A 14,625-nucleotide genomic window follows, 5' to 3' on the forward strand; every position below is an offset into this window, starting at 1 on the left:
CCCGAGGCCCTCGTCCCCTCCCCCGTCCTGCGCGCCATGCGCACCGGCAAGTTCGCCCGCTTCGAGGAGGTCACCCGCACGTCCCCAGAGATTCAGGACGCGCTCATCTCCATCCTGTCGGAGAAGCAGGTCTCCATCCCCGAATTGGGCGAGGTGGTCAGCGCCCAGCGCGGCTTCAACCTCATCGCCACCGCGAACACGAGAGACCGGGGCGTCAACGAGATGAGCGCCGCCCTCAAGCGCCGCTTCAACTTCGTCACCGTCCCCGTCGTCGAGGACCTGGAACAGGAAATCCAGATCGTGACGAAGCGCGAGGCGGAGCTGCGCAATGACTATCAGGTCGGCGTGCCGCCTCCGGAGGAGCTGTCGCGAATCCTGCTCACGCTCTTCCAGGAGCTGCGCAAGGGCGTGACGAAGGACGGCAAGACGAAGGTCCGCACCCCGGGCGCCGTGCTGTCCACCGCGGAGGCCATCAGCGTCCTGTTCAACAGCTCCATCCTCGCGGAGCAGTTCGGCGGCGGAAAGGTCACCCCCCACGAGCTGGCCGCCTCGCTGGTGGGCGCCGTGGTGAAGGAGCAGGAGGACGACGTGAAGGCCCTGCGCGAGTACATGGAGACCGTCGCCAAGGGCCGCACTGGCGCCTGGAAGGACCTCTACACCGCCAGCAAGAAGCTCCTGAGGGGCTGATGGACCTGGACCTGCTCTCCCGGGTGCACCTGTTCCCGGTGCGCCACCACTCGCCGCGCACCACGGCGGTGCTCGGGCGCTGGCTGGAGCGCGTGAAGCCGGAGGTCGTCCTCATCGAGGGACCCTGTGATGCCTCCGACCTGATTGACGTGCTGTGTGACTCGGAGACGAAGCCACCCATCGCGCTGCTCGGCTACCGCACGGATGACACCCCGGGCTCGGCGCTGTGGCCCTTCGCTGACTACTCGCCCGAGTACGCGGCCCTGCGCTGGGCGAAGGTGAACCGCGCCCGCGCGTCGTTCATCGACATCCCCGTCGGCGTCAGCCTGGGCATGGACCGCCACGCCGAGACGGCCAGCGTCGAGAGCGAGGATGTCCCGGAGGCCGAGCGTCACGAGCACGTCCATGACGAAGAGCCGCTCACGGAGCGCTTCGCCCGCGAGCAGGGCTACCGCTCCTTCGAAGAGCTGTGGGAGGCGCTGTTCGAGGCGCCCGACTGGACGCCCGAGGGCTTCCGTCCCGTGCTGCTCGCCTGGGCGGATGTGCTCAACGCGGGTCCTCGACAGGACTACCACCGCTGGCGCGATGCCTTCATGGCGCGCAAGGTGCTGGAGGTGGTGGCCAGCGGAGTCTCGCCGGACAAGGTCGCCGTGGTGGCCGGCGCCGCGCACATCGCGGCCTTCCTGGCCCGGGACGTGGAGCCCGCGCTGGAGGCGAAGCTGCCCAAGGCCGTGCCCTGCGCGGTGACGGTGATTCCGTACAGCTTCCCCCGGCTGTCCGAGCAGCTCGGCTACGGCGCGGGCAATCGGGCGCCGCACTTCTACCAGAAGGCCCACGAGGCCCAGTGCGACTTCCGGCGCGCGACGCTGGAGGTGCTCATCGACTTCGCCGCGCACCTGCGCATGCGCGGCTTCACCGCGTCCCTGTCGGACGTGCTGGAGGCGTACCGGCTGGCGATGACGCTGGCGGACCTGCGCGAGAAGAGCGCACCGGGACTCGACGAGCTGCGCGAGGCCACCGTGGCCACGCTGTGTCGGGGAGATGCGACGCATGTCGACGCCTTCCTGTGGAAGAGCGTCGTCGGTCATCAAGTCGGACGGGTGGCCAGTCGCATCGGCAAGAACTCGCTCCAGGCGGAGTTCTGGCGGGAGCTGGACTCGCGCCGGCTGCCGAGCACCGACAGCCCGGAGACCTTCACGCTGCGCCTGAACAACACGGTGGAGGTCGGCTCCTCGGTGTTCCTCCACCGCCTGCGCGTGGCCGGGATTCCGTATGCGACGCTGGCGGCCACGGGACAACAGCGCGCTTCCCCCCAGGAGGCCGGCGGACAGGCCGCGCTGACGCGGGTGCGCGAGTCCTGGCAGGCGCAGTGGACCCCGTCCACTGACGTGGCGCTGGTGGAGAAAATCGTCCTCGGCGACTCGCTGGAAGCCGTGACGACCCGCGTCCTCCAGGAGCAACTGGACGCGGCGAAGACCACGGGCTCCGCCGCGGAGGTGCTGCTGGAGTCGGTGATTACCGGCTGCCCGCAGACGATGGCGTCGGCGCTGCGCGCCTGTGACACGCACGCGGCCACGGACGTGGACCTGCCGTCGCTCGCGTCGGCGGCTCGCGCGCTGTCCGGACTGGTGGCCTATGGCACCTCGCGCGCGCACACGGACGTGGGCGACGAGGCGGTGACGGTGCTCTGCCAGAAGACCTTCTCCCGCGCGCTGCTGCGCGTGCGTGAGTCCTGCGACTGCGCTCCGGACGCCCTGCCCTCCGTGACGGAGGCGCTGCGCACCCTGCACGAGGTGGCGCTGGCCCAGCCGCTCGCGGACAAGGCCGGGTGGTTGGCGGAGGCTCGCGAGCTGATGGCCAGCAGCACCGTTCACCCGGCGACGTCGGGAATGGCCACGGGGCTGTTGTACCTGGCGCACGAGCTGAGCGAGGCGGAGGTGGCGACCATCGTCGGATTGCGGCTGTCGCTGGCGGTGGCTCCGGAGGAGGGCGCGTCCTGGCTGGAGGGCTTCCTGGGCGTCAACGCGCTGGTGCTGGTGAAGAACCGTGAAGTGGTGAAGGCCCTGGATGACTTCCTGGCCAGCATCGACCCGGAGCGCTTCCGTCAGACCCTGCCGGTATTGAGGAGGGCACTGGCCGTGCTGGGTACCACCGAGCGTCGCTACCTGATGGAGAACGTGGTGGCGGTGCGCCAGCTCGGAGAGAAGGGGCGGGCCGTGAAGACGGTGCTCGAGGAGAAGGACACGGCGAAGCTCAAGGACATGAGCGCCGAGCTGGGCAAGGCACTCGACGACCTGGATGACCTGCTATGAGCGTGGACCCCAAGGAGCTGGCGGAGAAGGACCGGGATGCGCTGCTGCGCTGGCGGCTCGCGCTCGGTCCAATGGCGGAGAAGACGGGGGCATGTCCCTCGCTGCGCGCACTGGGCGCCCAGGCGAGTTCGGTGGGCGTGGGCCAGGGGGACCTGGAGGCGCTGGATGACGCGCTGTCCTTCGTCTACGGCGACAAGCGCGGGGGTTCGTCCGGCTCGCGCCCGTACATCCCCGAGTGGCTCGGCGCGCTGCGCGGCTTCTTCCGCGATGATGTGATTGCGCTCGTCCAGAAGGACGCCATCGAGAAGAAGGGGCTCACCCAGCTCCTCTTCGAGCCGGAGACGCTGCCCTTCCTCGACAAGAACGTGGAGCTGGTGACGACGCTGGTCAGCGCGCGCGGCCTCATCCCCGACGAGGCGAAGGCGATTGCCCGGCAAATTGTCCGCGAGGTGGTGGAGGAGCTGCGCAAGAAGCTGGAGTCCACCGTCCGCACGGCCGTGTTCGGCGCCCTGCGCAGGGACAGGACGAGCCCGCTGCCGATTGCGCGCAACATCGACTGGAAGCGCACGATTCGGCAGAACCTGAAGGGCTGGGACGCGGAGCACAAGCGGCTGGTGCCGGAGCGCTTCTCCTTCTGGCCCAACCAGCGCCGTCACCATGAGTGGGACGTGACGCTGGTGGTGGACCAGTCCGGCTCCATGGCGCAGAGCGTGGTGTACAGCTCCGTCATGGCGGCCATCTTCGCGTCCCTGGATGTGCTGCGCACGCGCCTCATCCTGTTCGACACGGAGGTGGTGGACATGACGCCGCTCCTCACGGACCCGGTGGAGGTGCTGTTCACCGCGCAGCTCGGCGGCGGCACGGACATCAACCGCGCGGTGGCCTATGCCCAGGCGAACCACGTGCAACGGCCGGAGAAGACCCTCTTCCTGCTGATTACCGACCTCTATGAGGGCGGCGACGCGGAGGAGCTGGTGGCGCGGTTGCGCCAGCTCGTGGACTCGCGGGCGAAGGTGCTGTGCCTGCTGTCGCTGTCGGATGGGGGCCAGCCCACGTACGACCACGCGATGGCGGAGAGGCTCACCGCGCTGGGCATCCCCTGCTTCGGGTGCACGCCCAAGCGGCTGGTGGAGGTGGTGGAGCGGGTGATGCGCAACCAGGACCTGGCGCCGCTGCTGGCCGCCCACAAGGAGTCGCGCCATGGCTGAGATACGCAAGGTGGTGGCCAGCGTCGGAGGGCTGACGGAAATCATCGGCGACCCCTCGGAGGTGTCGAAGGGGACGCGCATCTTCGATGACAAACAGCTCCTGCACCTGTCCCGCTTCGAGAACCGCCTGTTCGCGGACGCGCTCGGCTCGGGGGCCACGCCCTACAAGGTGTCGCTGGTGTTCGGGGACGGGCGTGAGGTGAAGGGGCGGTGCTCCTGTGTCGCCGCGCGCTCGCGGCCGTTCTGCAAGCACGCGGCGGCGCTGCTGGTGGCCTGGGCTCGCGCGCCAGAGGCCTTCGTCACCACCGACTCGGCTCCGGCGGGCGCGGGCGGGCCCGCGAAGAAGAGCGTGAAGAAGGGGAAGACGGAGACGGGCGAGCTGATGAAGGCGGGCGTGGCGCAGGTGTCCACGCTGGTGCGGGAGCTGGGCCTGTCCGGCGTGGCGTCCCTCTCCGAGGACCGGGCCGAGCAGGTGCGCGCCCTGGCGGAGTCGCTGCGCGCCAATGGGCTGCGGCGACTGGCGGCGCGCGCGGTGGAGGTGGCGGCCCTGCTGGAGCAGGCGGCGGCGCGCACGGGCACGTTCGAGCCGCCCGTCTTCACCGACCTGGTGGCGGACATGCTGCTCACCGCGCGCAAGGTGGAGAAGCACCTGGGCGGAGAGCCGCTGGAGGACCGCTACGTCGAGGAGCTGATTGGGAAGACGTGGACGAAGAAGGACCGGGCGCCCATCGAGGGACTGACGCTGGTGGAGTATTCGTTCACCACGCGCGTCACGCCCGACAACTTCCTCGTCCGGGAGAGCCGCTTCCTGGAGCTGGGCTCCGGAACCCACTTCACGGAGAAGCAAATCCTCCCCGCGTTCCTCAAGACGGTGGAGCCCAAGAAGAGTCACGCGGGCGTCATCCTGGAGGAGGCCAAGGGCGGGCAGTACCCGGGCTTTCCTCCTCGACGATTGGATTTGGAGAGCACGAAGACGACGCATCCGCAGGACGACTCGGCGCTGCGGCAACTGGTGAAGGCGGCGCTTCCGGACGTGGGGGCCGCGCTGGCGGCCTTCCAGGAGCATCGCAAGGACGTCTTCGCGCCGGACCTGCTGCCGGTGGCGCTGCGCGTGCAGACGCTCCTGGCGAGCGGACAGCGCTCGCAGCTGGTGGACTCGGGCGAGCGCGGACTGTTCCTGCCTGCGGACCCGCGGCTGGAGGAGCCCTTCGCGGCGGCGCTGGAAGGGGCCACCCTGAAAGTGGTGTTGGGCGACGTGGGGCTGGAGGCGGCGCTCCCCACCCTGTTTCCGCTCGCGGTGGTGGTGGAGACTCCGGACGGGCTGGAGCTGCGCGGCCTGGGGCTGCGTGAAGCGCCGGAGGAGCCCTCGCGGCGTCGGCGTCGGCGCGCGCGGCCGGAGGCGCCGGTGGCGGTGCCTCGCAGCGGGTGGGCGGAGGCGGCACGCGCGGCGGGAGCGTCTCGCGCCGCCATCGCCCTGGCCGAGGTGCGGGACGAGCTGGCGGAGAAGTTCTCCAATGGCCTGCCGTCGCTTTCACCTCGCGCGGTGGAGCCGCTGGTGGCGCGGCTGCGGGAGCTGGGGCTGGAGAAGCCCGGGGCGCTGCTGGAGGCGCTGGCGCAGCGGCCTGACGCGGCGGAGCGGCTGGACGACTTCATCAAGGTGTATCAGGTGCTCGGCATCGCCCTGGTGCGGCTGGCGGGCGCGGCGCAGGTCCAGGCCGACACGCTGGAGCCGGTGCCCACGCACCCGAGCATCCACATCCGGAAGCCCGAGACGCCGCTGCCTCCGGGCGAGGCGCTGCTGAAGCGGGCTCGCGGAGAGCTGTCGCGCTACGAGGCCACGGCCCATGCGGCGCACTACTACGCGAGCCTGGGCGCGGACTCGCTTCTGGAATCGCTCTATCCGGCGTGGAGCGACGGCGCGGCGAGCACCGCCGTCGTCCGGGCGCTGGCGTCATGCAAGAAGGAGCGCGTGCTGGAGGTGACGAAGCAGGCCCTGTCCGAGCACCACAGCCGGATGGTGCGCCGCACCGCCATGCAGGTGCTGGGACAGCTGGGTGTCCATGAGGCGCGAGTGCTGCTGGACGGACTGACTCGCAAGGGCCACGACGCGGGGTTGCGGCTCCATGCTCGCGAGGTGCTCAACGACATCCAGGCCCGGGAGACTGGCCCTGGGTCCGTGGCGGCGCTCGCGCAGGTGAGACAGGGAAGAGTCCGCCCGCTCGCGCAGCGGGCACTGTCGGAGCCGACTCGAGAGGCTCGACTGGCGGCGGTGGACCAGCTCGAGGGACTGGGGCTGACGCAGGCGTGGCCGGTGCTGCGACAGGTGTTCTACGGAGACCCGTCCAACGAGGTGCGGCGACGCGCCGCCATGGCCCTGGCGTGGCTGGGAGACGCGGAGGTGCTGGACAAGTACGTGCACCGCGTGGAGGCCCGCGACGCGGACGATGAGGAGGCGAAGACGGCGGTGTACGCGCTGGGCGTGCTGGGTGACGTGCGCGGGGCGGAGACCTTGCTGGCGGCGTTCGTCGACGGGTGGAAGCCGGGCGTCGTGTCCGACTCGCTCAAGACCTTCGGGCTGGCGATGCTGGAGCCCCTTGTCCGGCTGGCGGAGATTCGGCCAGAGGCGCTGGAGCGACAGGCGCTGCGCAATCTGTTCGAGCGATTCCCCGCGGACGCGCTCTCCAAGGTGTTGCTGGCCCGTGTGGAGGCGGCGCGCTCACACCCCGAGCGACTCACGCGCTTCGGGACGTACTTGAAGCTGGCGAACGAGAACATCCACGGCGCGGGCAAGGCGGTGGCGGCGGCCCTGCTCGACATCCCCGACGCGGCCGGGGACAAGACGCTCTCGCGCGCGGCGAAGAAGACGCTCGGGGTGAAGACCTAGGCTCGCCTCCGGGCGGGTTCCGCTCGCGCCTCACGACGCTCGCATCATTCGCGAGCGTCGCCGTGAGGACGGAGCGAGCCACCAGCCTCGTCGCATCACCCCGCCCGCGCGGACGACCACGGGCGGCCTCACCCGCGACTGCCTCGGCGCTTCACCCCGCCCGCGAGGACGGCACGGGCGAGCGCTCCAGCGACTCCAGGAAGGAGCCGAGCGCGGCGTTGACGAGCGCGGGCTCCTCCACCGTGGACGAGTGGCCTCCTCTTGGCAGCCGCGACAGCCTCGAGCCCGGAATCAACTGGTGGAGTCGCTCGGCCTTCGCGGGGACGGTGGCCACGTCCTCCTCTCCCACGACGATGAGCGTGGGCACGCGGATGTTCGGCACCTCGTGCGACACCGCGTTGCGGCGGATGACGCCGTTCACCGCGCGCCAGATGTCCCGCCGGTTCTCCAGGAGCCGCGCCCGCCACAGCGCCCGCTCCTCCGCCCGGTTCGGGTCCGACAGGAACGTCCGGCCGAACATGATGCGCATCACCGCGTCCACCACCGGCCGCAGCCCCGCCATCCGGGCGATGAGGTTGAGCAGCGTGTAGCGCGGCACGTTGGCCAGCGGCTCCGGGTCCGCCGAAGTCTCCAGCAGGCTGAGCGAACGCAGCAGCTCCGGCCGGCGCGCGGCGATGCGCATGCCGATGAAGCCCCCCATCGACAGACCGACGAAGTGACAAGGCCCCAGGTCCAACTTCTCCATCAGCCCCACCGCGTCCAGGTACAGCGTCTCCATGTCGATGGTGCTCACGTCGGGCACCGCGCTGCGGCCCTGCCCCCGGTGGTCATACGCGATGCAGCGATAGCGCCCCCGCAACGCATCCACCTGGGGGTCGAACAACCGCGTGCTCCACAACAACCCATGGCTGAACAGGATGGGCTCTCCAGAGCCTCCCGTATCCTCGTAATGCAACTCAGTTCCATTCACGGACAGCATCGGCATGGCGGTTCCCTCCCCACTCCCCGCAGGATAGGCCAGCCCGTGACGCGACATGGCAACAGTCATGCCGCGGTGCGCCGGCTGTCGACTCGCGGACTCCCACGGGAGAACGGACGTGCCTGGGTTACCAGAGCCCCTGGGCCTGGAGCAGGGCCCCTGTCTGGCCTGGCGTGGCGGCGCTCGCAGTGAACAGTCGTTCGGCGGCCTCCGGCGACGGGTCCTCCCACGTCAACAGCCCCGTGGCCTCCTCCCGACGACACACCACCAGGCTTCCGCGCACGTGCTCGGCGGACTCGAAGACGAGCAGGTCCATCAACACGGGGCTCTGACTGGTGAAGAAGCTCTGCCGCCCCTTGAGCGGCTCGACGCTGGCCCGCACCAACTGGGGGTGGAGCGAGTGGGCCACCTCGTCCACGACAACCACCGCGCGCGCCCGGGCCAGGTAGTGCTGGAGGGCGAGCAGGCGCTTCTGGCCATGCCCCAGCTGACGCGCGGACACCCGCGTGCCCCCGGGCCCCAGGAAGTCCAGCTCCAGGCCCCCGAGCGTGAGGGACTCGTACTTGCCCGCGGGCGGTGCCTCCATGGGGACGAGGGTGGCCTCCGCGGAGGTGAAGCCGAGCAGCCGCGCCGCGTCGCGCAGGAAGGGCACCGCGTCCGACGGGACGACGTAGCGCGCGGAGCCCCACTGCGCCGCCGCCAGCCGACGCAGGCCGTCCAACAGCACCTCCGACGCGAGCCCCGTGCCCGTGGCCAGCACGCCCTCCGCCCTGCGGGAGAGGCGCAGCTCGACTTGATAGAGATGCTCGAAGTAGGCCAGCCCCTCGTCGAAGCGGCACAGCCCCGCCAGCGCCGACACCTCACGGGCCATGGCCAAGAGCGGCTCCACCGTGGCCGCGCCCTCGCCCGTCTTCTCCACCCAGGCGATGCCTCCGGACATGAGGACCAGCCACAGCCGGCCGGCGACCTCGGGGGCCAGTCGCTCCTGGACGACGAGCGAGGTGTCACCCTCGCGCGAGACGGTGACCTGGAGCCCCTCGCGGCGGATGACCAGCGGCCAGGCCATGTCGCGTGGCGACACGACGATGTCCATGGACAGCCCCGCACCCGAGGGCCCTTCCTGGGGCACGTTTCGGACCCGCACCGTGATTCGGCCGGTGTCCGCGCTCAGCGCGTACTCCAACTCGAAGGGCTCCTGTGCCATGGCCGTGAAGTCCGAGCTGGCGACGGCGGCCAGGAGGTCCAAGAGCAACGTCTTCCCCGTGCCGTTGCGGCCCAGCAACACGTTGAAGGACGGGCTGAACGACAGCCGCGTGCCGGGCTTCACGGAGCGGTACTGGTGGACCTGGAGCCACTGGAGCTTGAGCATCGCCCACCAGCCTCTCCCCCGGACACGCCAGGGTCAACCCTGCCTGTGACACAAAACGCTACTCCCCGAGAAGTCAATCAACACCCATTGTGAACAACTCCTGTGACAGTCAGGCTGCTGGTGCAACTCATTGACGGAGGTCACTCATGTTTCCTCAGCCGCGCCTGATTCGTTTCATGTCGAGGGTTTCATTGCTCGGGCTCCTGACCGCCCTGAGCGTCGTCACCTGGAGCACGCCGGCCCAGGCGCGCAACTTCGGGGGCGTCATCGGATTTGCGTCCAACGGAACTGGCGAGCCTCCGAAGGGGTTCGAGCGGGATTGCAAGTTCACCTGGGAAATCCCCTGTCATTGCCCTCCGCCCACCGTCACCAACTTCAAGTTCGCCACGGGCTGCTCCACGGAGAACGTGGAGGAGGCCAAGAAGGACGCCCCGAACGCCTGTACCAACCTCTGCGACCAGGCGAGGAATGATTCGGGAACCGGCGGCGGTGTCGCGGGACGTCCGGGTGGCTCGACGGGCGGAGGCGTCACGCTCGACGGCGCCGGAACCCTGGCTCCCCTGGAGTCGGGAGGCTACGTGGGGTTCGTCCCCTTCAAGCTGGAGCCCATCGGACACACGTGGGAGAAGGAGCGACTGGCGGAGGAGCTCGTCCAGCGCACCTCCGTCCCCTGGGTCCGGCTCCAGGGCCTGGGTGAGTCCATCCAGTGGGAGGACCCGACGGGCTCGGCTGCCTTCGTCCAGGCCTACTGGAGCGAGCGCGGCGCGCCCGAGCCCATCGGCCACTGCAAGCACTCCCTCCAGGTGGCCTGCCCGCTCGAGGACGTGAAGCTCGGTGACAGCCTCCAGGTCTGCTCGGGTGAGAGCGACACGGACGCCGCGCGAATCGCCGAGACGAGCTGCGCACCGCTGCGCTACGACGCGCTGAGCCGCTCCTGGAAGACCTGGGGCCTCTACGGCTTCCACAACGAAGGCCCGTACCGCGCGCCCTCCGCGACGGTCCGCGCGGTGGGCCCCCAGAAGTTCCTCGGCTACGTGCCCTCCAGCCTGGAGGTCGTGGGCCCCTACGAGGACTGGAGCAAGCTGGCGGACGAACTGCTGGAGCGCACGGAGGGCACCACCGTGTGGCTCTCCGGACCGGTGAAGTACTACGAGCCCAAGGAGTAGCGACACACCGCTCGCTCCCGCCCCGCTGCTCGCACGCGGGGCGAGGTGACGGACGGTCCAACCTGGGAGGACGGCTCAATCCCGCCATCCCTGGGAGCCCGGCTTGTCACGACAGGGCGCGACGGGCAGGCTGAGGGGACTTCCGACATGCGCCCCGCTCGTCCCGCCCTGCTCGCCCTCGTCCTCCTCGCGTTGATTGGCACGGCCGCGGGAGTCACCTTCGCGCTGCGCACGCCGGCTGCTCCGGCCACCGCGAGCGCCTCCGCTCCCACGCCTCCCAAGCCCGCTCCCGTGCCCGTGGCCCAGGCCACGCCGCCTCCCACGGAGGTGAAGGACGGACACCCGCCACGCGGTGTCTACGCCGGCGCCGAGGCGTGCGGTGAGTGCCACGAGGACGAGCACTCCGAATGGAGCAAGGGCTGGCACTCGCGCGCGCTGTCCCCGGCGACGTCGAAGTTCGTGGTGGGCGACTACCGGAAGAATACGCACTTCAAGGGAGACTCCAGCGAGGCGTGGATGCGCCGCGACGGCGAGCACCACTTCATGCGCACGAAGGGCGCGGACGGTCAGCTCGCGGAGTTCCCGGTGCAGTGGGTGGTGGGCGGCAAACGCATGCAGGACCCAGTCACCGTGCTCGCCGACGGTCGCTGGCAGGTGCTGCCCGTCTACTACCACGTCACCGGCAAGAGCGAGTGGGTGGACTACTCGGAGACGAAGCAGGGCGCGCTCACTCCGGACCATCCGTTCTTCTGGGCCAACTTCCGTCGCAGCGCACAGCACGCGTGTCTGGACTGTCACGTCACCGGGCTCGACGCGCGCCATGACCGCGCGACCCACACGTGGACGACACGCTTCACCGACGCGGGCGTCGCGTGCGAGAGCTGCCACGGCCCCGGCGCCAGGCACGCCGACACGCAGGACCCGAAGGACATCGTCCAGCCATCGAAGCTGTCCTCGGAGCTGGGCTTCGCGGTGTGCGCGCAGTGCCATGGCCCGCGCCGTCCCCTCTTCCCCATCCTCGACGGCGCGCACCGCTTCCAGCCCGGCCAGAAGTATGAGGACTTCTACCAGCCCATCGTCCTCTTCGTGGGCAACGAGCGCTCCGGCGACTACTTCACCGACGGTCGCCCCAGCACCTCCAGCTTCGAGTACCAGGCCCTCATCCAGTCGCAGTGCCACCTCCAGGGCGGCGCCACCTGCCTCACCTGTCACACCGCGCCGCACGAGCCGCACGCCCCCAACGAGCTGAACCTTCCGGAGAAGACCGCCGCGAAAATCTCGGTGGGCTCGGCCACCTGTCAGCAATGCCACGCGGACCTGTTCGCCGCGGGCACGAAACACACCCAGCACACCGGCCGCGCCGCGCAGGACTGCCTGGCCTGTCACATGCCGCCCGTCGTCTCCGGCGTGCTCGACAAGTTCGCGGACCACGCGCTCGACGTGCCCGCGCCCGGGAACACCACGCGCCACGCCATCCCCAATGCCTGCAACACCTGTCACACGAAACAGACGCCCGAGGCCATGGACCAGGCCCTGACGAAACTGTGGCCGGACTCCGCGAAGCGGCAGGAGCGGCGCGTGCGCCTGGCGGATGCCTTCGATGACAAGACGGCGGACACCAGCCGGCCCGCGCTGGAGGCCGTGCTCGCCGACTCGAAGGAGGCGGCGTCGCTGCGCGGCGTGGCGGCGAAGGTGCTCGGGCGTCGGTACAAGAAAGAGGCCGTGCCCGCCCTGCGCGCCGCACTGAAGGGAACGCAGGACAGCGTGCTGCGCGCGGACGTCATCGATGCGCTGGGCGCCGTGGGTGGCAAGGAGGCCACGGAGGACCTGGCGGCGCTGCTCCAGGATGGCTCCACGTGGGTGCGCCAGTCCGCGGCGCTGACGCTGGCGAGCTTCGGCGACACGCGCGGCACCGCGGCCGTGGAGGCGCTGGCGTCGCGGCCGGAGACCTCCGGGCTCGTGCAGCCGCACATCATGCTGGGGCAGCTCGCCGTGCGCCGGAAGGACCTGCCCACCGCCATCCGCGAGTTCGAGCGGGCGTTGGATTTGCAGCCCTACAACGCCGACGCGCTCGTCCGTCTGGCCGACCTGTATGTCGTCCAGGGACAAGTGGAGAAGGGCAAGGAGCGGCTCGAGGACGCGCTGCGCTTCGACCCGCAGAGCCGCGCGGCGAAGCAGCGTCTGTCCATGCTCAAACAGGGCCGCTGAGCGGCAGCCACGCGGCGAACGCAAGCCCCGCACGCTCCATCCACTGCTGAGCAGCCTCTCGTCCCTTCTGTCCGACAGGCGTGGACCGGCCCTGGGGTACGTGGCCGGTATCGGGTGCCTCCCCTACCTCAGGGCACCCGATATGAACGCCCTGCTGCTCGCCCTCCTCCTCTCGCACCCTGGCTCCGAGCCAGGGGTGCCGCTCGCCCAGGCCAGACCGCCGACCGCCGTGCGACAGCGGACCCAGGGACACGGCGCGCCCAAGGTGCTGCCCATCCAGAATCCCGGCGCGCCCAGGCCACCGTCGACCCCAGGACAGGGCACACTCGCGAAGCCCCCTGGAGCGCCGTCACGGGCGTCGAGCACCTCCTCTCAGCGACAGGATGCGCCCGTCCAGGAGCCCGACGACGAAGCCACGGAGACGAGCGAAGAGCCACCCGCGGCACCACAGCCCGAGGTGTCGGACCCGCTCCTGACACCCATGCCGCCCGCGCCCATCCAGGTGAAGTCCTGGGAAGAGGCGCTGAACCTGGTGCGGCAGCGGTCCACCGATTTGAGGACGGCGCTGGCCCAGGTGGAGTCCGCGGCGGGACAGGCGCGAGTCGCCCTGGCGGGCCTGCTGCCCGTCATCACCGGCACGGTGGGCGTGCAGTACAACGTGCTGGACCCCGAGTCGACGACCTTCATCGGCGGAACGGGCGACAGCATCAGCGGCGGCATCAGTGGCGGACTCGGAGGCACGGGGTCGGGGACGGGAAGCACCCTGACCCCCACGCAGCCCCCCTTCGCCGGAATCCTCTCCGCGTCCGTGCCGCTGTTCGACCTGCAGGCCATCGACCAGCGGCGCACGGCGCGCGAGGCCCAGCGCGCCGCGGGGTGGTCGCTCGCGGAGACGCGGCGTCAGCTCAGTGCCTCGCTCGCGCGGGCGCTGGTGCAGGTGGCCGCGCAGGAGCGACTGGCCGAGGTCAACCGCGTCAACCTGCGCACCGCCCTGGAGCGGCTCGCGCTCGCGCAGCGCCGGTTGGATTTGGGCGCGGGCACCAAGCTGGACGTGGTGCGCGTGAAGCAGGACACCGAGTCCGCGCGGGCGCTCGTGGTGACGGGTGACGAGGACTTGCGACAGGCGCGCGAGGCGCTCGGGCTCGCCCTGGGCCTGCCGCAGGCGGTGGGCCTGGCCAAGGGCGTGCGCGTGGACGAACTGCTCCAGAGCGCGAGGAAGGACTGTCGCCAGCTCCAGGAGCTGGAGGGGCGCTCGGACCTGGCGGCGGCGCGCTCGCGCTTCAAGGTGGCGCAGCGGCAGGTCAGCTCGGTGAAGGCGCAGTACGCGCCCTCGATATCCCTGACGAGCACGACGATTGCCCTCACGGTGACGGACGACTTCGTGAACGTGCCCATCTGGAACATCGGCGCCAACCTGCTCCTGCCCTTCTGGGACGGCGGGGCGCGCGAGGGGTTGCTGCGACAGGCCCGCGCGGAGGCGGAAATCGCGCGCCAGCAGGTGGTGGAACTGGAGCGCTCCGTCACGGTGGAAGTCACGCAGGCGCGGCGCGGGGTGGAGGTCTCCCAGGCCTCGCGGGACATCTCCTCGCACGAGCGGGTGCTGGCCGAGGAGAACGACAGGCTCACCCGACGCAGTTTCGAGGTGGGCACGGGCACCAGCCTGGAGCTCATCCAGACGGCGGCGCAGTTGCGACAAGCGGAGCTGGCGCTGGTGGTGCGCGAGTTCCAGTTGGAGCAGGCGCGCGTCGAGGCATTCCTTGCGGAGGCGGCATGCGACTGGTGAGGACATGGGGCGCGGGGTGGGCGGTGGCC

Annotated in this window: 9 protein-coding genes; 7 read left to right on the forward strand and 2 right to left on the reverse strand. The window is 70.3% G+C overall.

Annotated elements, in window-relative coordinates:
* From HUW62_RS38555 to HUW62_RS38570, 4 genes are all read left to right on the forward strand, one after another.
* Positions 1 to 687, forward strand: a 687-nt coding sequence (locus HUW62_RS38555; RefSeq protein WP_176437245.1) for an AAA family ATPase, incomplete at its 5' end; no start/stop codon positions are given.
* Complete coding sequence (locus tag HUW62_RS38560; protein WP_176437246.1) at positions 687 to 2,999, forward strand: DUF5682 family protein; 2,313 nt, start codon at positions 687 to 689, stop codon at positions 2,997 to 2,999. The genes HUW62_RS38555 and HUW62_RS38560, both read left to right, overlap by 1 nt.
* Positions 2,996 to 4,207, forward strand: a complete 1,212-nt coding sequence (locus HUW62_RS38565; RefSeq protein WP_163865952.1) for a VWA domain-containing protein — start codon at positions 2,996 to 2,998, stop codon at positions 4,205 to 4,207. The genes HUW62_RS38560 and HUW62_RS38565 overlap by 4 nt, the downstream gene beginning before the upstream one ends.
* Positions 4,200 to 7,091, forward strand: a complete 2,892-nt coding sequence (locus tag HUW62_RS38570; RefSeq protein ID WP_176437247.1) for a HEAT repeat domain-containing protein — start codon at positions 4,200 to 4,202, stop codon at positions 7,089 to 7,091. The genes HUW62_RS38565 and HUW62_RS38570 overlap by 8 nt, the downstream gene beginning before the upstream one ends.
* Before the next feature lie 151 nt (positions 7,092 to 7,242).
* On the opposite strand, the gene HUW62_RS38575 is transcribed toward HUW62_RS38570, so the two are convergent.
* Both HUW62_RS38575 and HUW62_RS38580 read right to left on the reverse strand, forming a co-directional pair.
* Positions 7,243 to 8,076 carry an alpha/beta fold hydrolase gene (locus HUW62_RS38575; protein ID WP_163865950.1) on the reverse strand — a complete coding sequence of 278 codons (834 nt, stop codon included), beginning with the start codon at positions 8,074 to 8,076 and terminating at the stop codon, positions 7,243 to 7,245.
* A gap of 121 nt (positions 8,077 to 8,197) precedes the next feature.
* Positions 8,198 to 9,439 carry an AAA family ATPase gene (locus tag HUW62_RS38580; protein WP_163865949.1) on the reverse strand — a complete coding sequence of 414 codons (1,242 nt, stop codon included), beginning with the start codon at positions 9,437 to 9,439 and terminating at the stop codon, positions 8,198 to 8,200.
* 146 nt (positions 9,440 to 9,585) lie between these two features.
* Here HUW62_RS38580 and HUW62_RS38585 point away from each other — a divergent pair, with 146 nt between their 5' ends.
* From HUW62_RS38585 to HUW62_RS38595, 3 genes are all read left to right on the forward strand, one after another.
* Entirely contained in the window at positions 9,586 to 10,605 is a 1,020-nt protein-coding gene (locus tag HUW62_RS38585) for a hypothetical protein (protein ID WP_176437248.1), read from the forward strand.
* A 147-nt stretch (positions 10,606 to 10,752) separates the two neighbouring features.
* On the forward strand, positions 10,753 to 12,813 hold the full coding sequence (locus HUW62_RS38590; RefSeq protein WP_176437249.1) for a HEAT repeat domain-containing protein: 2,061 nt from the start codon (positions 10,753 to 10,755) through the stop codon (positions 12,811 to 12,813).
* 142 nt (positions 12,814 to 12,955) lie between these two features.
* On the forward strand, positions 12,956 to 14,596 hold the full coding sequence (locus HUW62_RS38595; protein WP_163865946.1) for a TolC family protein: 1,641 nt from the start codon (positions 12,956 to 12,958) through the stop codon (positions 14,594 to 14,596).
* Positions 14,597 to 14,625: the final 29 nt, after the last annotated feature.

Origin of the sequence: Myxococcus sp. AM011 (assembly GCF_013372595.1) — a bacterium.
Classification (GTDB): domain Bacteria; phylum Myxococcota; class Myxococcia; order Myxococcales; family Myxococcaceae; genus Myxococcus; species Myxococcus eversor.

Bases quoted from the DNA above. Each gene is read 5' to 3' on its own strand.
- HUW62_RS38560 (WP_176437246.1), top strand. From the start codon at position 687: ATGGACCTGGACCTGCTCTCCCGGGTGCACCTGTTCCCGGTGCGCCAC.
- HUW62_RS38565 (WP_163865952.1), top strand. From the start codon at position 2,996: ATGAGCGTGGACCCCAAGGAGCTGGCGGAGAAGGACCGGGATGCGCTG.
- HUW62_RS38570 (WP_176437247.1), top strand. From the start codon at position 4,200: ATGGCTGAGATACGCAAGGTGGTGGCCAGCGTCGGAGGGCTGACGGAA.
- HUW62_RS38575 (WP_163865950.1), bottom strand. From the start codon at position 8,076: ATGCCGATGCTGTCCGTGAATGGAACTGAGTTGCATTACGAGGATACG.
- HUW62_RS38580 (WP_163865949.1), bottom strand. From the start codon at position 9,439: ATGCTCAAGCTCCAGTGGCTCCAGGTCCACCAGTACCGCTCCGTGAAG.
- HUW62_RS38585 (WP_176437248.1), top strand. From the start codon at position 9,586: ATGTTTCCTCAGCCGCGCCTGATTCGTTTCATGTCGAGGGTTTCATTG.
- HUW62_RS38590 (WP_176437249.1), top strand. From the start codon at position 10,753: ATGCGCCCCGCTCGTCCCGCCCTGCTCGCCCTCGTCCTCCTCGCGTTG.
- HUW62_RS38595 (WP_163865946.1), top strand. From the start codon at position 12,956: ATGAACGCCCTGCTGCTCGCCCTCCTCCTCTCGCACCCTGGCTCCGAG.